Annotated in this window: 23 protein-coding genes; 11 read left to right on the forward strand and 12 right to left on the reverse strand. The window is 64.4% G+C overall.

Annotated elements, in window-relative coordinates; genetic code table 11:
- Nucleotides 1–301 precede the first annotated feature (301 nt).
- On the reverse strand, nt 302–2314 hold the full coding sequence (gene dnaG, locus C7G41_RS00115) for a DNA primase (RefSeq protein ID WP_106940696.1): 2013 nt from the start codon (nt 2312–2314) through the stop codon (nt 302–304).
- Nucleotides 2315–2505: 191 nt separating this feature from the next.
- On the opposite strand from dnaG, the gene C7G41_RS00120 reads away from it, so the two are divergent.
- Entirely contained in the window at nt 2506–3069 is a 564-nt protein-coding gene (locus C7G41_RS00120; protein ID WP_106940697.1) for a chlorite dismutase family protein, read from the forward strand.
- Here the strand turns inward: C7G41_RS00120 and C7G41_RS00125 are convergent.
- Nucleotides 3066–3464, reverse strand: a complete 399-nt coding sequence (locus C7G41_RS00125) for a gamma-glutamylcyclotransferase (RefSeq protein WP_106940698.1) — start codon at nt 3462–3464, stop codon at nt 3066–3068. The two genes, C7G41_RS00120 and C7G41_RS00125, sit on opposite strands and share 4 nt — an antisense overlap.
- 45 nt (nt 3465–3509) lie before the next feature.
- Nucleotides 3510–4418 carry a transglutaminase family protein gene (locus C7G41_RS00130; RefSeq protein ID WP_106940699.1) on the reverse strand — a complete coding sequence of 303 codons (909 nt, stop codon included), beginning with the start codon at nt 4416–4418 and terminating at the stop codon, nt 3510–3512.
- Nucleotides 4419–4509: 91 nt separating this feature from the next.
- On the opposite strand from C7G41_RS00130, the gene C7G41_RS00135 reads away from it, so the two are divergent.
- On the forward strand, nt 4510–5316 hold the full coding sequence (locus C7G41_RS00135; RefSeq protein WP_106940700.1) for an N-formylglutamate amidohydrolase: 807 nt from the start codon (nt 4510–4512) through the stop codon (nt 5314–5316).
- Nucleotides 5317–5397: 81 nt separating this feature from the next.
- Here C7G41_RS00135 and C7G41_RS00140 read toward each other — a convergent pair whose 3' ends face one another.
- Nucleotides 5398–6018, reverse strand: coding sequence for a LysE family translocator (locus tag C7G41_RS00140; protein WP_085384410.1), 621 nt, complete (start codon nt 6016–6018; stop codon nt 5398–5400).
- 167 nt (nt 6019–6185) lie between these two features.
- Here C7G41_RS00140 and C7G41_RS00145 point away from each other — a divergent pair, with 167 nt between their 5' ends.
- The 3 genes from C7G41_RS00145 to C7G41_RS00155 are packed head-to-tail and all read left to right on the forward strand — an operon-like array spanning nt 6186 to nt 7472.
- Nucleotides 6186–6500: a helix-turn-helix transcriptional regulator gene (locus tag C7G41_RS00145; RefSeq protein WP_106940701.1), complete on the forward strand. Its 315-nt coding sequence runs from the start codon at nt 6186–6188 to the stop codon at nt 6498–6500.
- Complete coding sequence (locus C7G41_RS00150) at nt 6493–6963, forward strand: SRPBCC family protein (RefSeq protein ID WP_106940702.1); 471 nt, start codon at nt 6493–6495, stop codon at nt 6961–6963. Before C7G41_RS00145 ends, C7G41_RS00150 begins: the two co-directional genes overlap by 8 nt.
- Nucleotides 6960–7472 carry an SRPBCC family protein gene (locus C7G41_RS00155; RefSeq protein WP_106940703.1) on the forward strand — a complete coding sequence of 171 codons (513 nt, stop codon included), beginning with the start codon at nt 6960–6962 and terminating at the stop codon, nt 7470–7472. Before C7G41_RS00150 ends, C7G41_RS00155 begins: the two co-directional genes overlap by 4 nt.
- 18 nt (nt 7473–7490) lie before the next feature.
- Here the strand turns inward: C7G41_RS00155 and C7G41_RS00160 are convergent, their stop codons facing one another.
- A complete protein-coding gene (locus tag C7G41_RS00160; protein WP_106940704.1) occupies nt 7491–7715 on the reverse strand; it encodes a hypothetical protein in 225 nt (74 codons plus the stop codon).
- A 365-nt stretch (nt 7716–8080) separates the two neighbouring features.
- Between C7G41_RS00160 and C7G41_RS00165 the strand changes: the two genes are divergently transcribed.
- Nucleotides 8081–8887 (forward strand): transglutaminase family protein, encoded by an 807-nt coding sequence (locus tag C7G41_RS00165; protein ID WP_106940705.1) that lies wholly within the window; start codon nt 8081–8083, stop codon nt 8885–8887.
- On the forward strand, nt 8887–9078 hold the full coding sequence (locus tag C7G41_RS00170; protein WP_106940706.1) for a hypothetical protein: 192 nt from the start codon (nt 8887–8889) through the stop codon (nt 9076–9078). Before C7G41_RS00165 ends, C7G41_RS00170 begins: the two co-directional genes overlap by 1 nt.
- A 27-nt stretch (nt 9079–9105) precedes the next feature.
- Here C7G41_RS00170 and C7G41_RS00175 read toward each other — a convergent pair whose 3' ends face one another.
- Complete coding sequence (locus tag C7G41_RS00175) at nt 9106–9879, reverse strand: DUF2189 domain-containing protein (protein ID WP_199198043.1); 774 nt, start codon at nt 9877–9879, stop codon at nt 9106–9108.
- A gap of 316 nt (nt 9880–10195) precedes the next feature.
- Here C7G41_RS00175 and C7G41_RS00180 point away from each other — a divergent pair, with 316 nt between their 5' ends.
- The gene (locus C7G41_RS00180; RefSeq protein ID WP_106940708.1) at nt 10196–12424 is read left to right on the forward strand and encodes an ATP-binding protein; all 2229 of its coding nucleotides are present in this window, start codon (nt 10196–10198) and stop codon (nt 12422–12424) included.
- 14 nt (nt 12425–12438) lie between these two features.
- Here C7G41_RS00180 and C7G41_RS00185 read toward each other — a convergent pair whose 3' ends face one another.
- The 4 genes from C7G41_RS00185 to C7G41_RS00200 form a co-directional block, all read right to left on the reverse strand.
- Entirely contained in the window at nt 12439–14049 is a 1611-nt protein-coding gene (locus tag C7G41_RS00185) for an acyl-CoA synthetase (RefSeq protein ID WP_106941433.1), read from the reverse strand.
- A gap of 126 nt (nt 14050–14175) precedes the next feature.
- Nucleotides 14176–15312, reverse strand: coding sequence for an epoxide hydrolase family protein (locus C7G41_RS00190; RefSeq protein ID WP_106940709.1), 1137 nt, complete (start codon nt 15310–15312; stop codon nt 14176–14178).
- A 125-nt stretch (nt 15313–15437) separates the two neighbouring features.
- Entirely contained in the window at nt 15438–15893 is a 456-nt protein-coding gene (locus C7G41_RS00195; RefSeq protein ID WP_007614677.1) for a GatB/YqeY domain-containing protein, read from the reverse strand.
- Nucleotides 15894–15926: 33 nt separating this feature from the next.
- Nucleotides 15927–16802, reverse strand: a complete 876-nt coding sequence (locus C7G41_RS00200) for an alpha/beta fold hydrolase (RefSeq protein WP_373681091.1) — start codon at nt 16800–16802, stop codon at nt 15927–15929.
- On the opposite strand from C7G41_RS00200, the gene carA reads away from it, so the two are divergent.
- The gene (carA, locus tag C7G41_RS00205; protein WP_106940710.1) at nt 16801–17991 is read left to right on the forward strand and encodes a glutamine-hydrolyzing carbamoyl-phosphate synthase small subunit; all 1191 of its coding nucleotides are present in this window, start codon (nt 16801–16803) and stop codon (nt 17989–17991) included. The genes C7G41_RS00200 and carA overlap by 2 nt on opposite strands.
- Before the next feature lie 161 nt (nt 17992–18152).
- Nucleotides 18153–18743, forward strand: a complete 591-nt coding sequence (locus C7G41_RS00210) for a hypothetical protein (RefSeq protein WP_245446425.1) — start codon at nt 18153–18155, stop codon at nt 18741–18743.
- A 105-nt stretch (nt 18744–18848) separates the two neighbouring features.
- On the opposite strand, the gene C7G41_RS00215 is transcribed toward C7G41_RS00210, so the two are convergent.
- Entirely contained in the window at nt 18849–19373 is a 525-nt protein-coding gene (locus C7G41_RS00215; protein WP_106940711.1) for a Dps family protein, read from the reverse strand.
- A gap of 113 nt (nt 19374–19486) precedes the next feature.
- On the opposite strand from C7G41_RS00215, the gene C7G41_RS00220 reads away from it, so the two are divergent.
- The gene (locus C7G41_RS00220) at nt 19487–20188 is read left to right on the forward strand and encodes a class I SAM-dependent methyltransferase (protein ID WP_106940712.1); all 702 of its coding nucleotides are present in this window, start codon (nt 19487–19489) and stop codon (nt 20186–20188) included.
- A 291-nt stretch (nt 20189–20479) separates the two neighbouring features.
- On the opposite strand, the gene C7G41_RS00225 is transcribed toward C7G41_RS00220, so the two are convergent.
- Nucleotides 20480–20851, reverse strand: coding sequence for a helix-turn-helix transcriptional regulator (locus tag C7G41_RS00225; RefSeq protein WP_199198044.1), 372 nt, complete (start codon nt 20849–20851; stop codon nt 20480–20482).
- Between the last annotated feature and the right edge of the window lie 55 nt (nt 20852–20906).

The following is a 20906-nucleotide window of genomic DNA, read 5'->3' on the forward strand; positions in this document are numbered from 1 at the left end:
TCGCTTCGTCAGATCTCGACACGGAAAGGGCGGCGCGGACCTCTTGTCGCCACCCCCGACCTTTCACTCGCCGGATTTGCATAACGCTTCGTAGAGCCTCTTTGTCGCAGCGGATGCAGGTGTAGTGCCAACAGCAATTGCGCGGATTCATTCCTGACGCGTCTGTTCTGCCTGCGGCCGCCTGGTGGCCAAAGTGCTACAAGACCGTTAAGCCTCGATTAACCCTGTTTTTGCCGCCAAACCTCGGATTTGGCGAGTCTTTTAGCGGTTCCGGCACCGGCCGTCCGCATGATTCTTTTCATCACACGCTCTTCTGGAACCGGCCCGACAGCTCGCCAAAACCCTCGATCAGGGCCTCGGTGCCGTCGACTTCGCCTATCCGAGCCTTGACGTCGCGCAGCCACGCCATGTTGGCCTCGCTGGGATCCTCCCCCAAGGCCAGCTCGGCGTCTTTCAGCTCTCTAAGTAGTGAATGGTACTGCCGATGCAAGGCGACCAGCTGATGCCAGGTGGAGAGAACGTCGTCCCGTGCGGCGCCCTCGCGGGCGCCCCACACCGCCGCGGTCGTGATACCGCCCTCAACCCTTTGAAGAGCCTGCAAAAATCCGCCCTTTTCGAGGTCGCTGCGCATCTTCTCGGCGAGCTCGCCGGGGTCGGGCGAGTGGTGATGGTCGTTGGCAAAGGCGGCGATGATGCCGGCCCGGAGCTTATGCACCTCGGGATGGGCGAGCTCCAGGGCCGCGACCTCCTCGAGATGATCGTGCAGCAGCCAGGGATGGTTGATCAGGATTTGCAGGATCAGGGCCTCCCGGCGGGAGATGGCGCTGCGCTGGCCGCGCATGATCGGGCTTGCCGCCAGCTGCGCGCTCGCCGCCTGGTAGGGCCCGGAGGGCAGCTGGATCGGACCGGGCGGGCCGCGGCGGCCACCAAATCCCTGGCCGCCGAATCGATTCGCGCCGCCCCCGCCACGGGGCTGGAACTGGCGACCGGCCGGGCCGGGGCGGAAATTGCCACGGCCGCCGCCAAAGCCGCCGCGTCCGCCTTCGGGGGCAAAGGCGCGCTGAAGCCGCTCGGCAAGATCCTGCCGGTAATAGCGCCGCACCACCTCGTCGCGAATGCCGTTGGAAAGCTCCTTGATGCGCGCCTCCAGCGCGGCGCGGCGCTCGGGCGTGGCGAAATTGCCGCCTTCGAGCTCGCGCGACCAGATCATCTCGGCGAGCGGACGCGCCGCCGCGATCACCTCCTCGATCGCGCCGCGACCGCCGGAGCGCACGAGATCGTCGGGGTCCTGCCCTTCCGGCAGCAGCGCGAAACGAAGACTCTTGCCGGGCGCGAGGAAGGGCAAGGCGAGGTCCGCGGCACGATACGCCGCCTTCTGGCCGGCGCGGTCGCCGTCGAAGCAGAGGATCGGCTCGTCCGCCATCTTCCAGAGCAGCGCGAGCTGGTTTTCGGTGAGCGCGGTGCCGAGCGGCGCAACGCTGCCGGCAAAGCCCGCGGTGACCATGGCGATGACGTCGACATAGCCTTCGACCACGACCAGCGCGCTGCCGTCATGGGTGGCTTTGCGCGCGGTCTGGTGGTTGTAGAGATTGTCGCCCTTGTGGAAGAGCGGCGTCTCCGGCGAATTCAGGTATTTGGCCGGGACGTCCTTCTCCAGCGCGCGGCCGCCGAAGGCGATGACGCGGCCGCGCAGATCCGTGATCGGAAACATCACGCGATCGCGGAAGCGATCATAGGGCACCGGGATGTCGTTGCCGGCCACCAGCATGCCGGTCTCGACCATGTCGTCGACGGAGACGCCGAGCTTGCCGAGATGCTCTTTCAGCGCGAAGCGATCGGGCGGCGCATAGCCCAGCCGAAACTGCAATTGCGTCGCCGGCGAGATCGCGCGATCGGCGAGATAGCCGCGCGCCTTGGCGCCGACGCGCGAGGCCAGCGTCTCCGCGAAGAACTTCGCCGCGAGATCCATAACGTCATGCAGCGAGCGGCGCCGCTGCTCCTGACGCGCAGCATCCGGCGTCACCGCCGGCAGCGGCAGGCCCGCCATATTGGCGAGCCGCTCCACGGCCTCCGCGAACGGCAGGCCGTCGGTCTCCATCATGAAGCTGATGATATCGCCGTGCTTGCCGGAGGAGAAGTCGTGATAAAAGCCCTTCTGGTCGTTGACATAGAAGGACGGCGTCTTTTCCTGCTGGAACGGCGACAGCCCCTTCCACTCCCGCCCCGCCTTCTTCAGCTTGACGCGCTTGCCCACGACTTCGGAGACCGAAAGCCGGGCACGCAGCTCGTCGAGGAATTGGGGGGTGAAGCGCATGGGCTCTGTGTAACGCGAAACCGTGTGAGTCGGGCGAAGGGATCAGGGATATAGGGACGACCCGTCCAGAAGTCAGGTTTGTCAGGCTTATACGCGCTGTTCACAGCCCTTCTTTCTTCCGGAGCGCGCGGAGCGTGAGCCCGGACTGACAGAGGCCTTGAACCCGCCCCGGTTCCACGCTTCCATGGGCGATGTTCAGGACCTTCCGAGGCGGCCAGAGCGGGGGTTGGCGCGTCACCTCGATTTCGCCGGTGACGGGCGAGCCCCTCGCCTTCATGCCTGCGCTGTCGGTCACCGACAGTGAGGCCATCGCGCTGCCGCTGGTGCCCTCGCGCAATGCCTGGCGCCTGGTCGGCGTCGCGAGCAGCTTGCGCTACACCGAGCGCGCCGAGAAGCAGCAGCTCACTGCCGTGCAGGCCGGCCTCGGCCGGCCGGAAGCGACCAGCGCGGCGCTGATCCCGATCCGCAAGTCGCAGGCCTGGTGGGATCTGACCCAGGAAGAGCGCCGCAGGATCTTCGAGGACAAATCGCACCACATCGCGAGCAGCCTGCGCTTCCTGCCCGCGATTGCGCGCCAGCTCTATCATTGCCGCGACCTCGGCGGACCCTTCGATTTCCTCACCTGGTTCGAATTCGCGCCCGCGCACTCCTCGCTGTTCGAGGAGCTGGTGGCGATGCTCAGGCGGACCGAGGAGTGGAGCTATGTCGAGCGCGAGGTCGATGTGCGCGCGGTGAAGGAAGTGCTGTCGGCCTAGTGCTCGAGAAAGCGGCCGGATTCGATGCGCGGCAGATCGGTGACGGGCCAGTTGTAAATGTAAGTCCAGGCCGGTGCCGTCGCGCCGTCCGCGCCTGTTACGTCGACCAGTCTGCGCAGATATTCGGTCGGCTCCGGAAAACCCTCGCCGCAGGCCTCGTACATGTCGAGCTCGCGCAAGAGCTCGTCGGGCACGCGCAGGTGAAAGAGTTCGCCGTGGACACGGTCGGACGGCACATCGGAGAGCAGCAACCCCGGGTAATGCTTCACCAGAACGAGCCGGCCGCGGCAGGTCGCTTCACCGAGAAAATCCGCGTGGCCCGCAAGCAGCCGCGCCATCGGATGGTCGAAGCCGCGCATCAGCGTGCCGTAGACGAAAAGACGATCGGAGGTCATGGCCTTCTATAACCGTCAATCCGCAGCGTGCAAATCGCAGCAGATCTACGAAACCTCCGCCTCGAGTTTCTCGCTGCGTTGCTCGTCCGACACCACCCTGATGGTCACGTCCATGGCGTCGAACGCGCCCGCAGGGCCGATATAGACGCCGTGCAGCGGGATCGCCTGGCGCGGATCGCGGGCGACCGCGACGCGGATGAGGTCGCGGGTGCCGACAATGCCGTTGGTCGGATCGAACTCGATCCAGCCCGCGCTCGGCAGGTAGACCTGCACCCAGGCATGCGTCGAGCCACCGCCGACATGGCGCTGCTCAATATCCTCCGGCAGGAAGATGTAGCCGGAGACGAACCGTGCGGCGAAGCCGAGATGGCGCAGCGCCTCGATCATGAACAGCGCGTAGTCGCGGCAGGTTCCGCTACCGGACTGCAAGGTGTCGAGCGGATGCTGCGTGCCGAGCTCGTGGCGCTTGCGATACTTGAACCGTTCGCGGATGCCGTGGGTCATGCCGCTCAGGATCTTGAAGGTCGGCGTCGGCGCGTCCTCGTCGAGAAAGCCGCGCGCCCATTCCGCGATCTCGCCGTCGGGATCGGTATATTGCGGCGTGATGTAGTGGACGAGGTCGGGAAATTCCTCGTCGTCATAGGCGAACGGATAGAAATAGGCCGAGTCGTCCGGCGTCAGCGCGAACTCCTCGACCGGATTGTGCTCGACGGTGACGTGCCAGTCGAAGACCAGCGCGGCCGCGCGCTCGTCGAAATTCGCGATCGCGACGGAATTGCCGAACACGTCGTGGATCCAGTGCAGCGACATCGGCTCCGGCGAGATCTCGAGCCTGGAGTCGAGCACACGCAGATCATGCCCGTCGCGCGGACGCAGCATGATCCTGTGTTCGCCGAACGCCACGGGGCGGGTGTAGCGATATTCGGTCTTGTGATGAATCGTCAGCAGCGGCATCGTCAGGCAATCATGGTGAGGTCGGGCGGACCAATCTATAGCAATTCCGCCCGATTCTTCGGGGTGACTGCTGTTTCATTAGGCAATCAGGATGGCTTTAGACACAATCGAGGCGACCAATCAACTCCTGGGCGAGGGTGACATCCCCCCGGTGCACGAGGTGAATGCGCAAGGGACATCGCCTTTTTTGCTCACCTCGGACCACTACGGACGGGTCTTGCCGCGGGCGCTCGGCGATCTCGGCGTCGCGGGAGGCGAGCTGACGCGGCACATCGCCTGGGACATCGGCATCGCGGGTGTCGCCGACCGGCTGGCAGAGATGCTGGGCGCACATCTGATCGCCCAGCGCTATTCGCGGCTGGTGATCGACTGCAACCGCCCGCCCGCCGCTGTGAGCTCGATCCCCGTGATTTCCGAAGCAACCGCGATCCCGCGCAACGAGGGAATTTCGGAGCAGGAGCGCAAAGCGCGCAGGCGCGAGATTTTCGAGCCCTATCACCGCCGTATCGATGCCGCGATCGGCCGCCGCGTGCACGACAAGCGGCCGACGGTGCTGGTGTCGCTGCACAGCTTCACCCCCGTTTACGCTGGCGTTGCGCGGCCCTGGCACATCGGCGCGCTGTATAATCGCGACACCGTGCTGCCGCAGCTGCTGCTCAAGCATCTGCGCGGCCAGGGCGATCTCGTCGTCGGCGACAACGAGCCCTACGCGGTGGACGACCTCACCGACTACACCATCCCCGTCCACGGCGAGGGCCGCGGCCTCGTCAACACCGGCATCGAGATCCGCCAGGATCTGATCGCCGATCAGTCCGGCCAGCAACAATGGGCCGAGCGACTGGCGGGGATTTTTGCGGAGATCGAAGTGGAGCTGCGGGCGCAGAGGCTGGTCGATTAGTCCCGCGTCGCGACGATATCCGCGCCGATCGAGATGCACATCGCCGGCGCGAAGGGTTCAAGGCTACCGACCCGATGGCGGTTATTTCGCCCTGGTCAGCGCCAGCCAGATGCCGCCGCCGATCATGAAGCCGCCGGAGATGCGCGACATCATGCGCGTGCGGCGAGCCGAAAAGAACTTTCGGGCCCGCCCCGCGGCGATGGCGTAGAGCGCGTCCGTCATCACCGCAGTGACCATGAAGGTTGCGCCCAGCAGCGCGACCTGCGGGAAGTGGTCGCGGTTCATGTCCATGAACTGCGGGATGAAGGCGCCGAAGAACACCAGCACCTTCGGGTTCGACAGCAGCACCAGGAAACCTTGCAGGAAGAATCCGCCGCGCGGCGGCGCCGGCGGCTCGTCCACATTGACGCCCTCGACCGGCGCCCAGATCAGCTTGATGCCGAGCCAGACCAGATAGGCGGCGCCGGCAAAGCGCACCCAGTCGAACCAATAGCCCATGGTCGCCATCAGCGAGGTCAGGCCGACCGCGACGATGCCGATGACGATGGCGAGGCCGGCCTGCGCACCGGCCACATTGGTCAGCGCCGCACGCGTGCCGTGGCGCAGCCCGTTGGCGATGACGAGGGTGACGATCGGACCGGGCAGCAGCGCGAGCGCGATGCAGGCGGCAAGGAAAGCGAGATAGGCTTGCAGAGACATCATGGGGAGGACTCGCTGGGAGCGGTTTGGGGCATTAATGCATGGCACTCAGTTTCCGTCCAGCGCCGCCGTCACCCACGTCTTCATCTCCGGCGCCTGCAGGAACACGAGCACCGCGCGATGCATCACCATCTTGACAGGCAACCATTTGGTTGCCTATTATCGCCGCCATGGATGAGGTCTTCAAAGCGCTCGCCGATGCGTCACGACGGTCGCTGCTCGACAGGCTTCACGCCAGGAACGGCCAGACGCTGAACGAACTCTGCGAAGGTCTCGCGATGACGCGCCAGGCGGTGACCAAGCACCTTGCCATTCTGGAACAGGCCAATCTGGTCACGACCATCAGGCACGGCCGCGAGAAGCTGCACTATCTCAATCCGGTTCCGATCCATCAGATCGGCGAACGCTGGATCAAGAAATTCGAGCGCGGCAAGCTCGCCGCACTCGGCGAGTTGAAACGCCAGTTGGAGAAGCGCGATGAGTAAGCCGCAATTCGTCTATGTCACCTACATCGAGACCACGCCGACGAGGCTGTGGGAGGCGCTGACATCAAGCGAGTTCACCAAGCAATACTGGTTCGGCGCCGAGGTCAGGTCCGACTGGAAAATCGGCTCCCCTTTCGCGCTGCTGCTGGACGGCGAGACCACCGATTCCGGCGAAATCCTCGAGGCCGATCCGCCGCGGCGGTTGTCCTACAGCTTCAAGCACCAGAAATACGAAGAGCTGCGCGGCGAACCGATCTCCCGGGTGGTCTTCACCATCGAACCGTTCGGCTCGCTCGTGCGTTTGACCGTCTTGCATGACGGATTCGTCGAAGGGGGCAAATATCTCGGCGCCGTTTCCAATGGCTGGCCGGCGATCCTGTCCGGGCTCAAGAGCCTCCTCGAGAGAGGCAAGGTGCTCGCCATCCCGCGCACAGCGCTCAACAAGGGATTCGATGCAAAATGAACCTCGATCAGTTCAAGCCGCTCACCGTCTACACGATTTACATCGCCGCGACGCGGGACAAGGTGTGGGAGGCGCTGACCTCCGCCGAGTTCAGCCGCAAATACTTTTCCGGCTTTGCGGTGGAGATGGAGCCGAGACTCGGCGGCAAATTCATCGTGCGCGCGCTTGACGGATCGGAACACATCTCGGGCGATGTTTTCGAATACGATCCGCCGAACAGGCTGACGGTGACGTGGAACGTCAACTGGCCCGACCTCGTTGCAAAGCTCGGCACTACGCTTGTCACTTATGAGATCGAACAGGCCGGCGAAGCCGTCCGCCTCACCATGAGCGAACGTCACGACCGTCCGCTCAGCGACGACATCCTTTCCGGCGGCCGCACCGGCTGGCCTGCAATCCTGTCGGGGCTGAAGAGCCTGCTGGAAACGGGCAAGGCGCCGCAGATCAAGATGGCGCCGCCGGTGCAGATGCTGGAAGCGTTGAAGGCGATGGGTATCAAGACGCCGTAGCGGGCGAACTCCGCGCCGTCATCGCTTCTTCTTCACCGGAGGCGGATTGATTTCGTCGATCTTGCGACTGCAATCCGCTTCCGAGCCGTGCGGGCCCGAGACAAAGGTCCCGCTGACCTTGATCGCGTACCAGCCCGACTCGACGCCGAGCCGGAGCGCTTCTTCTGTCTTGACGTGCCGTGGGGAGAGAGCTTGGATCGGTTGGGTTTGCATCGGGTGCTTTCGGTTGGCGTTCGATCTCATATCGAACCGTTGTGGGGTCGTTCAGGCATCTGCGGCACGAGCCTGCCGCGTCGGGCCCGCGGGAACGGGCAATATGCGCAACGATCACCGATACGACATCGCGTCGAGCCGGCTCCGCCGGTGCGAGAAATGAACCATTTCACGTCGCGCGCGTAGAGTCGTGGCGCCGCATATGCGCAGAGACGACCGCTCTTTCCGACATTTGCGCACCGTGCGCGCAATGGCTGCAATTAGCTATCGTTTTCTCGCTCGTGTCGCGCTTTTGACCCGCCAAATCGCACTCTCGATCGAATAGGGCCGTCGAAGCCTTGTGTTCGACCGCTTCGTAGCCATGTTGAGAGCTCAGCCTAGAGAAAGCATTTCATATGAAGCTCCGCGTCGGGTACGAGATGCTGTACGAGTTCCCGCAGCCGACGCCCATGATCATGGTGTTGGGCACGCACTTCACCCGCGCTTCCGATGTCATCGTGCCCGACCTGCTGACCACCAGACCGTCGGTGCCGATCACCCCCTATCGCGACCTCTTCGGCAATTGGTGCAGCCGGATCGTGGCGCCGGCCGGTGCCTTTCGCCTTGCCGGCGATGGCGTCGTGAGCGACAGCGGCCTGCCCGACCCGGTGTTCCCGAACGCGGCTCAGCACGCCGTCGAGGCGCTGCCGACCGAGACGCTCGTCTATCTGCTCGGCAGTCGCTATTGCGAGACCGATCGCCTGTCGGATATCGCATGGAAACTGTTCGAGCACACGCCGCCAGGCTGGGCGCGGGTCCAGGCCATCTGCGATTTCGCTCATCGTCACATCGCTTTCGGCTATGAGCACGCGCGCGCAACCAAGACGGCGCGCGAAGTCTACGACGAAGGCAAGGGCGTTTGCCGCGACTATGCTCATCTTGCCATCACGTTCTGCCGCTGCATGAACATCCCGGCGCGCTACTGCACCGGCTATCTCAGCGACATCGGCACGCCGAAGCCCTGGGCCGTGGGAGATTTCGCCGGCTGGTTCGAGGCTTATCTCGGCGGAAGCTGGCACATGTTCGATCCCCGCAACAACACGCCACGGATCGGCCGCGTGTTGATCGCACAAGGACGCGATGCCGCGGACGTCCCGATCACCCAGACCTTCGGTCCGAATACCCTGGTCAATTTCAAGGTATGGACTGACGAGGTTGCTTGATGACCGACAGCAGCTTTGCGCTCAGCGCCGATGAATTTGAGTCGTTGGCCGAGATCGGCAAGGGCAAGGCGCAAGGCGAAATTCCGCAAGCGCACGGCGAGCGCCTGACCAGTCTGGGTTATGCGATCAGGCGCCTCGGTGAGCTCGAACTGACCTCATCAGGCGAGCGCCGGCTGGCAACCGGCGAATAGCTCGCTGCCATTACGTCCGGCTGCCTGTTACGCCACCGGCACCACGATCCGCCGATAAAGATGCCAGGTCGCATGCCCGAGCACGGGCAGCGTCACCACCAGCCCCAGAAAATACGGCAGCGCCGAGACGATCAGGACCATCACGATCACCGCAGCCCAGCCAATCATCGGCACCGGACTCGCCACGACCGCGCGCACGCTCGTCACCATCGCCGTGACGAAATCGACCTCGCGGTCGAGCAGCAGCGGAAACGACACCACGGTCAGCGAAAACAGGATCAGCGACAGCACCGCGCCGACCGCGTTGCCGATGCCGAGGAACAGCAAGCCCTCGTTCGTCGTCAGCACCACCGTCATGAACTCCTGAAGGCTCGAGAACGAGGCATGCAGGCCGAGCAGCAGCGCGATCAGAAGCCGCACCTGATACATCCAGACCACGAACACGAACAGCGTGACGAAGGCCATCCAGCCGATCTCGCTGCGCGCACGCACGGCCGACCAGATCGCGCCGAGCGAGACGGGCTCGCCGCGCTCGCGACGGCGGCTGACTTCATAGAGCCCGATCGCCACGAATGGCCCGAGCAGCGCGAAGCCGGCGGCCAGCGGATAGACCAGATAGACCATGCCGAACGCGGTGAAGCACAGCATGATGGCGATGCCGCCGGCGGCGTAGAGCGCGCCGAAGCAGAGGCCGTAAAGCGGCAGCGCCTGGAAATCACGCAGGCCCTCGACCAGCGCCTCGGCGATGTCGCTCGCCGCGACCGGACGCACCACCGGATCGACCTTGCCCGAAATGGACATCAGCTTCCTCCTCGTTGGCCGGCGCGATCTCCGTCGCACGCGGATTGACCTCGATCTTAGCGTCCCCGCGGCCGGCGCGCACGCGCGAGTTGATCGTCGGACGACGGTATCCCGACGCCGCCGGTGCCGACCGGGGAAAGCCGTCGCGCCGGCGGCGACGCTTCCTTCGGAAAGCTCATCCGTGCTGCACGCGGCTCGAAATCTTTCGCCGTCGAGGACTTTTTCGGCCCGATGCCTATGGACTGGGCGGAGGGTGGTGCCGCAAATTGGGTCCTTGAACGAGCACGCGCAATGACCAGGATGGACCGTCCGACCGATGAGCTTGCGTACCCGGCTACTGATACTCGTCATCGCGGCCATGCTGGTGCCGGCGAGCCTCGTCGGGCTGCGTTTCGTGCAGAACCGGAGCAGCGAAATCAACGCCGCCCTGGCCAATCTGGCAGCCTCGGCCGACGACATTGCCAGCGATCTGGGCGAAAAGATTCAGGGCACCGCGCAGCTTCACTACGGTCTGGCCCGGGCGCGCGATCTCGACACGCGCGACAAGGCGGCATGCTCGGCGTTTCTGTCGGATGTGCGCGAGGAATACCCTCAGTTCACGGGAATCCTGACCATCGACCCTGACGGCAGCCTGTTCTGCGACTCGCTGCGGACCAACCGCACCCTCGATCTGAGGGATCGCGCCTATTTCAAGCAGGCCCTGGTCTCGCGCAGCGTCGTGGTTGAGCCGGTATTCGGCCGGCTGACCGGAATATCGGTGCTCCAGATCGCATATCCGGTGCGATCGGAGGCGGGCGCGCTGAAGCTGGTGCTGCTCGCTTCGTTCAACCTGCGCAAATTCGCCGAGTATCACCACAAGCGGCTACTGGCAGAGAAGGATATCCTGCTCATCGACGGCAAGGGCACCGTTCTTGTCGCCCCCTCCGGAGGCGGCTGGACCGCGCCCGTGGGGGCGTCGATTGCGGGATCCGACCTGCTCGGCTTCGCGACGGCTCCCGGTCAAAAGGCGTTTCAGGAAGTGACCGATCGCGAGGGCCGCACGCAGGTCTGGGCCGTTGCCCACTCGCCTTCGATCCGTGATGCCGGCCTCTACATCCTGGTCGGACGGTCCAAGGACGGACTGGTCGCTGCGGCGAATCGCCGGCTCTACGAGGACATGGCGATCCTCGCAGTGGCCTTGCTGCTGCTGCTGGCCGGGGTATGGATCCTCGCGACCGTGAGCGTCGGGCGCCAGGTCGGGCGGCTCGCCAACATGGCGAAGAGACTCGGGCTCGGCGATCTCAGCGCCCGAATTCCCCCTCCCCATCCGCGCGGCGAGCTGGGCGGATTGATGACCCTGCTCAACGGCACCGCCGAGTCGCTCGAGCAGCAACGCGCGGCCATCGCGGACCTCAACCAGAAGCTCAGCCAGTCCCAGAAGATGGAAGCCATGGGCCAGCTCACCGGCGGCGTAGCCCATGATTTCAACAACCTCCTCACCGTCATTCTCGGCAATTCGGAGCACCTTGCCGACAGGCTGGCGGGAAACAAGGAGTTGCACCGCATCGCCGGCGACATCGCGACAGCTGCCGAGCGCGGCTCCGACCTGACGCGGAGCCTGCTCGCCTTCGCGCGCAAGCAGCCCCTGAGGCCGCGGGACATCGACATCGGCGGGAAGATTCAGGAGATGGAGGCGTTGTTGCGCCGGCCCCTGGGCGAGCACATCGAATGCGCCTTCGCGCTCGAACCGGATGTGGGGTTGACCAGCGTCGATCCCGGCCAATTGACGACGGCGCTACTCAATCTCGTGCTCAACGCGCGCGATGTCATGCCGTTGGGCGGCAGGCTGACCATCGAGGCGCGCAACGTCTCGCTCGGTGAATCCGACCTTGACGTCAACGGCGAGCCGCGACCGGGCGACTATGTCATGGTGGCCGTGACCGACACCGGCAGCGGCATGACCGCCGAGGTGGCGAGCCGGGCGTTCGAGCCGTTCTTCACCACGAAGGAGGTCGGCAAGGGGACCGGGCTCGGCTTGAGCATGGTCTACGGGTTTGTGCGACAGTCCGGCGGACTGGTGCAGATGCAGTCCGCGCCGAGACAAGGCAGCACCGTCAGGCTGTTCTTTCCCCGCCTGGCAACGCCGCCGACCGAGGATATCTCACCCGCCGAAGGGATCGCCGCGCGCGAAGGAAGCGAGACCATTCTCGTCGTCGAGGACAACGACATGGTTCGGACGTATGTCGAAAGCGAGCTGAAGACGCTCGGCTACCGCGTCATCACGGCCGCAAGCGGTCCGGCGGCGCTCGACTTGTTGCGCCAGTCCGGGGACATCGACCTGCTGTTCACCGACGTCGTGATGCCCGGCGGCATGTTCGGGCCGGAGCTTGCCAGGCAAGCAAGCCAGCTGCGGCCCGGGCTCAAGGTGCTCTTCACCTCCGGCTACAGCCAAAATCCGGTCAAGGCGCCCGACGGAATCGGCGATGCCCGCATCCTGACCAAGCCGTTCCGGCGCCGAGACCTCGCTGCGATGCTGCGGTCCGCGCTGTCGACGCCGGCGCAGTGAGAGGACGATGTGCTCTAACCCCTCGCCCGCAGCTCGCGCCGCAGCACCTTTCCGGTCGCGGTCATTGGCAGTGTCTCCGCGAACTCCACGAAGCGCGGGTATTCGTGTGCGGCGAGTTGCACCTTGACGAACTCCTGGATCTCGCGCGCGAGTGCGTCGCCGGCGGCAAAGCCCGGGCGCAGCACGATCCAGGCCTTGATCGATTCGGTGCGGATGGGATCGGGAATACCGACCACCGCCGCCATCGCCACCGCCGGGTGCTTCATCAGCGTGTGCTCGATCTCGGACGGGCCGACGCGATAGCCGGCGGTGGTGATGACGTCGTCCTCGCGGCTGACGTACCAGAAGTAACCGTCCTCGTCCTGCACGCCGAGATCGCCGGTGAGCAGGAACTCGCCGGCATATTTCTTCGCCGTGGCGTCCGGATTGCGCCAGTATTCGAGCATCGTGCAAGGACAGGGCTGGCGCACGCCGATGATGCCGCGCTGTCCCCGCGGCTGCTCCTCGCCTCTGTCGTTGACGATGCGGACGTCGAAACCCGGCGTCGCCTTGCCCATCGAACCGGGGCGGATCGGAAACAGATTCGCGTTGCTGCCGATCACGAGATTGCATTCGGTCTGGCCAAACACCTCATGCGCGTCGATGCCGAAAGTCTCGCGCACCCAGCCGAGCAGCTCGCCGCCGAGGGACTCGCCGCCGGTAAAGATGCTGCGCAGCTTGACGCCGGAATGCGTCACGCCGGCCTGCCGCATCAGCTTCAGCGCGGTCGGCGGCAGGAAGACATTGCGCACGCCGAGATCGGCCATCATCTGCATCGCCGCTTGCGGCTCGAACTTTCGCGCGCGGTGGCCGACCAGGGGAATGCCGTGATACCAGAACGCGAACAGGCCGTTGATAAGGCCGCCGATCCAGGCCCAGTCCGCCGGCGTCCACATCAGATCGCCGGGGCGCGGCAGGAAGTTGTGGCACATCTCGACATTAGGGAGATGTCCGAGCACGACGCGGTGTGCGTGCAGCGCGCCCTTCGGATTGCCCGTTGTGCCTGAGGTATAGATGATCAGCGCGGGATCGTCCGCGGACGTGTCCACCAGCGTGAAGTCGGGCGATGCAGCCTTGACCGAATTCCAGAACGATGTCGTGCCCGCCGGCGTTCGTTCGCCAACGATGTAGACATTCTTCAGCTCCGGCAGACGGTCGCGTATCTTCGAAAGCTTCTCCCAGCCTCCCGCGTCGGTGACGATGGCCTTGGCTTGCGAGTTCGACAGGCGGAATTCCAGCGCGTCTTCGCCAAACAGCGCGAACAGCGGAATGGAGATCATCGCCGAACGGAACGCCGCCATGTGCGCGATCGGCAGCTCCAGCGACTGCGACAGGAACACCGCGACGCGGTCGCCACGGGCAAGACCATCTGACTTCAGCACATTGGCGAAGCGGCGCGACATCTCCGCGATCTCGTCAAAGGATGTGCGCGTGATGGCGCCGTTCTCGTCGACATAGACCAGCGCGAGCCGGCCGGTGCCGTCGGCGTGGCGATCGCAGCAGGCCTCCGCCAGGTTGAAGCGCGCCGGGATCTCCCAGCGGAAATTGCGATAGAGCTCGTCATAGGTCTTGGCTTCGGTGAGCATGGCTGCGGGCGTTTCCACGGTCTCGGCGTCTTGGCCGGGCGTGTCCCGGCCATCCACGTTCTTGTTTGGCCTGAGTTTAAGGGCGTGGATGCCCGGGACAAGCCCGGGCATGACGGAGAGTGCGTCTCAGCGCACCGTCCGGAAGAACTTTCTGACCTCGCCGACATACAGATCCGGCTGCTCGAATGCGGCGAAATGGCCGCCCTTCTCCATCTCGCTCCAATGCGTGATGTTGTGGAAGTTCGGCTCCATCCAGCGCCGTACCGGCGTGATGATCTCCTTGGGGAAAACAGCGACGCCCGTCGGCACCTTGACGACAGGCGTGGTCCGGCGCTTGCCGAAGCTTTCCCAATAGAGCCGCGCGGATGAGGTCGCCGTCTCCGTCGCCCAGTAGAGCATGACGTTGTCGAGCAGCTCGTCCTTGGTGAAGATGTTTTCGGGATGACCGTTGCAATCGGTCCAGGCCCAGAATTTTTCCAGAATCCAGGCCGCCTGCCCGCTTGGTGAATCGCTCAAACCGTAGCCGAGTGTCTGCGGCCGCGTCGATTGCTGCTTCGAATAGCCGGAGTCGAGGTCGACGTAATGCTTGAGGCCGGCGAGCGCGCGTTTCTCTTCCGGCGTCGGTTCGCCCTCGACCTTCGGCGCGGCGTTGAAGGCGAGCGTGATGTGGATGCCGGCGCAATGCTCGCCGTCCTGCATGCCAAGCGAGGTCGTCACCGCCGAGCCCCAGTCGCCGCCCTGCGCGCCGTAACGCGCGTAACCGAGCCGGTCCATCAGCCCGGCCCAGGTCGCGGCGATGCGATCGACGCCCCAGCCGTTGGTCTTCGGCTTGCCGGAGAACCCAAAGCCCGGCAGCGATGGACAGACGACGTGGAAGGCATCGGCGGAATTGCCGCCATGCGCGGCAGGATCGACCAGCGGCGCGATCACCTTCTGGAATTCGACGATCGAGCCGGGCCAGCCATGGGTGATGATCAGCGGCAGCGCCGACGGCTCCTTCGAGCGCGCATGCAGGAAGTGGATGTCGAGCCCGTCGATCTCGGTGGTGAACTGCTCGAAGCGATTGAGTTTTGCTTCGCGCGCCCGCCAGTCGTAACCATCGGCCCAATAGCCACAGATTTCCTGAATCCATTTCAGCGGCGCACCCTGGCTCCAGTCGGAAACCAGCTCCGCCTCGGGCCAGCGTGTGCGGGCGAGGCGCGACTTGAGGTCGGTGAGGATGTCGTCGCTGATGGCGATGCGAAAGGGTGTTATGGCGGTCATCGGCGGCCTCCCCATTCTTTCTTGTCATTCCGGGGCGTGCGGAGCACGAGCCCGGAATCCATTGATCGACAGAGTCGGCGGCGCGATGGATTGCTCGACGCTACGCGTCACCCCGGAATGACAGCCTAGCCCGTCAGGGCAGCCTTCACCAAACCGGAAGCCTTGCCGAAATCCATCTGGCCGGCATACTTCGTCTTCAACACGGCGATCACCTTGCCCATGTCCTTCATGCCGGCAGCGCCCGTCTCGGCGATCGCGTCCGAGATCGCCTTCTTGACGTCGTCGTCCGACATCTGCTTCGGCAGGTAGGCCGAGATCACCGCGATCTCCTCGCGCTCCTGCGCCGCGAGCTCGGCACGGCCGCCCTTCTCGTAGAGCTCGACCGACTCCTGGCGCTGCTTGATCATCTTCTGAAACACGCCGAGCAGGTCCGCGTCCGAGAGCGGCGGCTTGCCGCTACCGCGCGCCTCGATGTCGGCGTTCTTGATGGTCGAGTTGACCATGCGCAGCGTGGACAGCTTGCGCTCTTCCTTGGCCTTCATGGCCTCCTTGACCGCATTGTTGATGTCGTCGCGCAACATGATCGTGATCCCTTCGCATATCCGACGCCTGATCTAGGCCGTTCGCGGCCCTGAGACAACCGGGGTTCCCAGCCATTCGACCAGCGCCCGCACCGTCGCCGCGGGCTGCTCCGGCTGCGGCAGGTGTCCGCAATTCTCCAACACGACGAGCCTTGCGCCGGAAATGCCCTCCGCCATCTCCTTCGAGAATGCGTTGGGAATCGTGTTGTCCTGATCGCCCGTCAGTACCAACGTCGGGCATTTGATCGTCGCAAGCGTCGGCCGTGAATCCACCCGCGCGATGATCGCGGTCTGCTGCCGCAGATAGCCTTCGATGCCGACGTCCTCGCCCTGCACATGCACGAGCTGGCGAATGCCGGAATCGTCGCGACGCGACGGATGCACCAGTTCGGGAAACATCTCATCGCGCGCGGCACGCAGCTCGCCACGCCTGGCCCGCTCCATCAGGCCGCGGCGGCGCGCGGTCGCCTCCTCGGTGTCGGGCCGGGCCTGGGTATTGATCAGCGCCAGCTTTGCTACCCGCTCGGGTGCCTGGCGTATGATCTCGAGGGCGATGTAGCCGCCCATGGAATGACCGGCGAGCGCGAAGCGCGCGGCGCCTCGCTCAGCACCCGCCGGGCAATCGCTGCCATGCTGTCGTCGCGAATATGGTTGGCGACCATCACGGGGCCGAACCGCCAGAGCGACGGGATGACCGGCGCATAGATCCGGGCCGAGGAGGCCAATCCCGGAACCAGCAGAATCGGCATCGTCTGGTCCATTATTGCCTCCCAGGCCCCCGAATTTGCCGGAAATTATGACGCGGAGCTTAGGGGCCCAAGGCGACCTGTCAAATATGCAAAAACGCATGTGAATCGGCGCATCTCCGCTTTGACGCCGGCGCCCGCGGAGACTATGAACCGGGCTCATGACACAACATGACAACGATCCTGCCTGGCCGGACCACAAACCGACCGCGCTGTTGGTGCTTGCCGACGGCACGGTGCTGGAAGGCTTTGGCCTCGGCGCCGAAGGCCAAGCCGTCGGCGAGGTCTGCTTCAACACCGCCATGACCGGCTATGAGGAGATCCTCACCGATCCCTCCTATGCCGGCCAGCTCATCACCTTCACGTTCCCGCATATCGGCAATGTCGGCACCAACGACGATGACATCGAGACGGTGAACATGGCCGCGACACCAGGCGCGCGCGGCGTGATCCTGCGCACCGCGATCACCAATCCCTCGAACTACCGCGCCACCAAGCACCTCGACCAGTGGCTGAAGGCCCGTGGCATCATCGGCCTTTCCGGCATCGACACCCGCGCGCTGACCGCGCTGATCCGCAACAAGGGCATGCCCAACGCCGTGATCGCGCACGCCAAAGACGGCGAGTTCGACCTGCACGGCCTGAAGGAAGAAGCGCGCGAATGGCCCGGCCTCGAGGGCATGGACCTCGTGCCGATGGTCACCTCCGGCCAGCGCTTCACCTGGGACGAGACGCCCTGGCTATGGGACACGGGTTTTGGCCGTCAGGACAAGCCTGAGTTCAACGTCGTCGCCATCGACTACGGCATCAAGCGCAACATTCTGCGCCTGCTCGCCGGCGTCGGCTGCAAGGTGACGGTGGTGCCGGCAACGACGTCATCCGAAGACATCCTGGCGATGAAGCCCGACGGCGTGTTCCTGTCGAATGGTCCCGGCGATCCGGCCGCGACCGGCAAATATGCCGTGCCCGTGATCCAGGACGTGATCAAGTCGGGCACGCCGACATTCGGAATTTGTCTCGGCCATCAGATGCTCGGCCTCGCCGTCGGCGCCAAGACCAAGAAGATGCACCAGGGCCATCACGGCGCCAATCATCCCGTCAAGGACGAGACCACCGGCAAGGTCGAGATCACCTCGATGAACCACGGCTTTGCCGTGGACGAGAGCACCCTGCCGACGGGCGCGACGCAGACCCACATCTCGCTGTTCGACGGCTCCAATTGCGGCATCCAGCTCGACGGCAAGCCGGTGTTCTCGGTGCAATACCACCCCGAGGCCTCACCGGGTCCGCGCGACTCGCACTATTTGTTCCAGCGCTTCGCCGACCTGATGCGGCAGAACAAGAGCGCGTAAGGCACGCGCTCTCCTGCAACTGCCTTGACGACATCGAGCCCGGGCCTTCTCCCGGGCTTTTGTCGTTCCGGGGCGCAGCGCGAACCCGGACTGACAGCGGAACGAGGAACGCCGCTTAACTCCCTTCGTTGATCCCTGCTACGCTCACGCAGGAGCCCTTTATGTCCGTCGTTCGCGACAATGCCGAGCCGCTCGCCATCGTGTTCGAGGATGACGGGCTCGTGCCGAACAATATCCTTCCCTTCCTGGTCTACCAGGCCGCGGTGAAGCTCGATTCCAGACAGCCGGAAGAGACGATCGAACGCTTGTTCGAAGCGAACGGCTGGGGCGGCACGTGGCGCAATGGCGTCTTCGATTATCTGCATTACCACGCGACGGTGCACGAGGTGCTCGGCGTTGCGCGTGGCAGCGCGCGCGTCCGCTTCGGCGGCGACCATGGCCAGGAGCTGGAGATCAAGGCCGGCGACGTCGCGATCCTGCCCGCCGGGACAGGTCACCAGCGCATCAAGGCCAGCGAGGATTTCTGCGTGATCGGCGCCTATCCGCCGGGTGCGAAGATGGAGGTCACCCGCGCAACGCCGGAAAACCACGCCAGAGCGCTGAAGACGATTCCAAACGTCGCGCTGCCGCCGGCCGATCCGGTGACGGGCAAGGATGGAGCGCTGATGCGGTTGTGGCGACCTAGCGGCGCTCGTCCAACAAACTCCGCAGTCGTCCCGGCGAAGGCCGGGACCCATAGCCACGAAAGGTAGTTTGGCGAAGATTCGCTATTGCGCATCTCGCGCCACAACTTCTCCCTGGGGGTATGGGTCCCGGCCTTCGCCGGGACGACGACGTGGAAGCAATCCAGCGTGCCCTTACGCCTCGTTGCCGCCTTCTTGTCTCGTGGCTTCGAACAGGAACCAGGTGCGGCGCTCCGTCTCGTCGATAAAGTTTTCGAGGATGCTGGCGCTGGCGACGTCACCGGCGTCGTCGCAGACCTCGTGTGCTTTGCGCATTGCCGCGGCGACATGCTTGTTGTCCTGCATCAACTCGCGCAGCATCTCGCGCGGCGGGACATAGTCTTCATTGTTGTCCTTGATGGTCTGGAACTTGGCGATCTGCCCGATCGATTTCAGCGTGGTGCCGCCGATCTTGCGGACGCGCTCGGCGAGCTGGTCGGTGGTGGCGAAGATCTGGTCGGACTGCTCGTCAAGCAGAAGATGATAGTCGCGGAAATGCCGGCCGCTGATGTGCCAGTGGAAATTCTTGGTCTTCAGATACAGCGCGAACGCATCGGCTAGGAGCACGTTGAGTGCCTCCGAAACCTTGTTGACCGCCTGGGACGACAGATCGGTGGGGGTGTCGAGGTCGGGCGAGACCTTTTGTGGGGCTTTGCTCACGGGAAACCTTCCTGTTAGGACGCGGACATTGACGGCGCGCCGCCGCACCCCTAACGCAGGCGGGCAGCGCCGGTTCCTTCACCGGAACCGTTTGGCCGGGGCCCTCGACGACCATGGACGATTGGATCGATTACTACGACTCGACGCACACGATCTATGTCAGCAAGCTGCATCGCGACTTGCACTTCCAGATCATCGCGCGGGACATCATCGGCTACATCTCTTCGCCCGAGGCGACCGTGCTCGACTACGCCTGCGGCGAGGCTCTGTCGGCGAGCCAAGTCGCGGCCGCGTGCGGCAAGCTGATCCTCGCCGAGCCCGCGCCCGGTGTGCGCGGCCGGTTGATCGCGCGGTTTGCCCCAAACACGAAAATCCGCGTCCGCTCGCTCGACGATGTCCGCAAGATGCAGGAGCAGTCGATCGATCTCGTCGTGATGAACTCGGTCGCGCAATACATGACGCCGGACGAGCTCGACGCCGCCCTCCTCAACTTCCGCCGCATCCTGAAGCCCTCCGGCAAGCTGGTGCTGGGCGATATCCTCCAGCCCAATGTCGGCATGTTCAGGGACGTCACAGCGCTGCTCAGCTTCGGCCTGCGTCACGGCTTTTTGAAAGATGCGCTGATCGGGCTGATCAGCACTGCGCTGTCGGATTACCGTCAGCTGCGCACGCGCATCGGGCTGCAGCGCTACAGCGAGGAGGAGATCACCGCCAAGCTCAAGGCCGCCGGCTTCGCGGTCCAGCGCGCTCACCGCAATGTCGGCCACAATAGCTGGCGCATGACGTTCATCGCGCGGCCGCCGTTGGTTCGCTAGACTTCTTGGGTTCGCTAGACTTCTTGGGTTCGCTAAACTTCCTGGGTTCGTTAAGCATAACGTCTGCCTGAGGTGGCTTGTCGCACCCCGATCGGCAATGATCGCCGCGGCCCGGTGGCGGAAGTGTCTACGCGAGGGCGATGCATCGCTCTTTATCCTGGTTCAAATCCAGGCCGGGTCTCCAGCCTTCGCTGGCTCCGCCAGCTTCGGCTCGGCAAGCCCTATCGTGGCGAAGGCTGCCGCGGCGAAGCCCGAAGGGCGAAGCCGGGCGATTTGCGAACAATCTCAGCTTCAACCTGCATCGACCACTTCGCATTCCGACACAAGCCGCAGCCGGTCGGCGTCCTTTGCCGCGGAGGTGATGACGGCATCGAGCAGGCCCGGAAAACGTGCGTCCAGATCCTCGCGGCGCAGCCGCATGAAGCGGTTGGTGCCGGCGACGCGGGTCTGCATCAGGCCGCATTCGCGTAGCTTGGCGAAGTGATAGGCGAGATTCGACTTGCCGCTGAGCGCGTTGAAGTCGCCGCAGCACAGTTCGCTGCTGACAGGTTCCTGCTGAGCAAGTTGGTACACGATCGCCAATCGGATCGGATCGCTCAGGCAATCCAGGACCATCGGCAGTTCGATCTGCTCGCGGGTGGGGTGGGGAGGCGTGCGGCTCATGGTGACGATTATAGTGAAATGGCCCCCATGTTCAATAGTTCTTGAACCAATTGAC

Source organism: Bradyrhizobium sp. MOS002 (genome assembly GCF_003020115.1).
Classification (GTDB): domain Bacteria; phylum Pseudomonadota; class Alphaproteobacteria; order Rhizobiales; family Xanthobacteraceae; genus Bradyrhizobium.

Excerpts from the sequence above, each read along its gene's own strand:
- C7G41_RS00180 (WP_106940708.1), top strand. The coding sequence starts at position 10,196 with ATGAGCTTGCGTACCCGGCTACTGATACTCGTCATCGCGGCCATGCTG.
- C7G41_RS00125 (WP_106940698.1), bottom strand. The coding sequence starts at position 3,464 with ATGACCTCCGATCGTCTTTTCGTCTACGGCACGCTGATGCGCGGCTTC.
- C7G41_RS00175 (WP_199198043.1), bottom strand. The coding sequence starts at position 9,879 with ATGTCCATTTCGGGCAAGGTCGATCCGGTGGTGCGTCCGGTCGCGGCG.
- C7G41_RS00190 (WP_106940709.1), bottom strand. The coding sequence starts at position 15,312 with ATGACCGCCATAACACCCTTTCGCATCGCCATCAGCGACGACATCCTC.
- C7G41_RS00150 (WP_106940702.1), top strand. The coding sequence starts at position 6,493 with ATGAGTAAGCCGCAATTCGTCTATGTCACCTACATCGAGACCACGCCG.
- C7G41_RS00185 (WP_106941433.1), bottom strand. The coding sequence starts at position 14,049 with ATGCTCACCGAAGCCAAGACCTATGACGAGCTCTATCGCAATTTCCGC.
- C7G41_RS00135 (WP_106940700.1), top strand. The coding sequence starts at position 4,510 with ATGGCTTTAGACACAATCGAGGCGACCAATCAACTCCTGGGCGAGGGT.
- C7G41_RS00165 (WP_106940705.1), top strand. The coding sequence starts at position 8,081 with ATGAAGCTCCGCGTCGGGTACGAGATGCTGTACGAGTTCCCGCAGCCG.
- C7G41_RS00140 (WP_085384410.1), bottom strand. The coding sequence starts at position 6,018 with ATGATGTCTCTGCAAGCCTATCTCGCTTTCCTTGCCGCCTGCATCGCG.
- C7G41_RS00155 (WP_106940703.1), top strand. The coding sequence starts at position 6,960 with ATGAACCTCGATCAGTTCAAGCCGCTCACCGTCTACACGATTTACATC.
- C7G41_RS00200 (WP_373681091.1), bottom strand. The coding sequence starts at position 16,802 with ATGAGCCCGGTTCATAGTCTCCGCGGGCGCCGGCGTCAAAGCGGAGAT.
- C7G41_RS00170 (WP_106940706.1), top strand. The coding sequence starts at position 8,887 with ATGACCGACAGCAGCTTTGCGCTCAGCGCCGATGAATTTGAGTCGTTG.
- C7G41_RS00195 (WP_007614677.1), bottom strand. The coding sequence starts at position 15,893 with ATGTTGCGCGACGACATCAACAATGCGGTCAAGGAGGCCATGAAGGCC.
- C7G41_RS00210 (WP_245446425.1), top strand. The coding sequence starts at position 18,153 with ATGTCCGTCGTTCGCGACAATGCCGAGCCGCTCGCCATCGTGTTCGAG.
- carA (WP_106940710.1), top strand. The coding sequence starts at position 16,801 with ATGACACAACATGACAACGATCCTGCCTGGCCGGACCACAAACCGACC.
- dnaG (WP_106940696.1), bottom strand. The coding sequence starts at position 2,314 with ATGCGCTTCACCCCCCAATTCCTCGACGAGCTGCGTGCCCGGCTTTCG.
- C7G41_RS00225 (WP_199198044.1), bottom strand. The coding sequence starts at position 20,851 with ATGAGCCGCACGCCTCCCCACCCCACCCGCGAGCAGATCGAACTGCCG.
- C7G41_RS00120 (WP_106940697.1), top strand. The coding sequence starts at position 2,506 with ATGTTCAGGACCTTCCGAGGCGGCCAGAGCGGGGGTTGGCGCGTCACC.
- C7G41_RS00145 (WP_106940701.1), top strand. The coding sequence starts at position 6,186 with ATGGATGAGGTCTTCAAAGCGCTCGCCGATGCGTCACGACGGTCGCTG.
- C7G41_RS00130 (WP_106940699.1), bottom strand. The coding sequence starts at position 4,418 with ATGCCGCTGCTGACGATTCATCACAAGACCGAATATCGCTACACCCGC.
- C7G41_RS00160 (WP_106940704.1), bottom strand. The coding sequence starts at position 7,715 with ATGAGATCGAACGCCAACCGAAAGCACCCGATGCAAACCCAACCGATC.
- C7G41_RS00220 (WP_106940712.1), top strand. The coding sequence starts at position 19,487 with ATGGACGATTGGATCGATTACTACGACTCGACGCACACGATCTATGTC.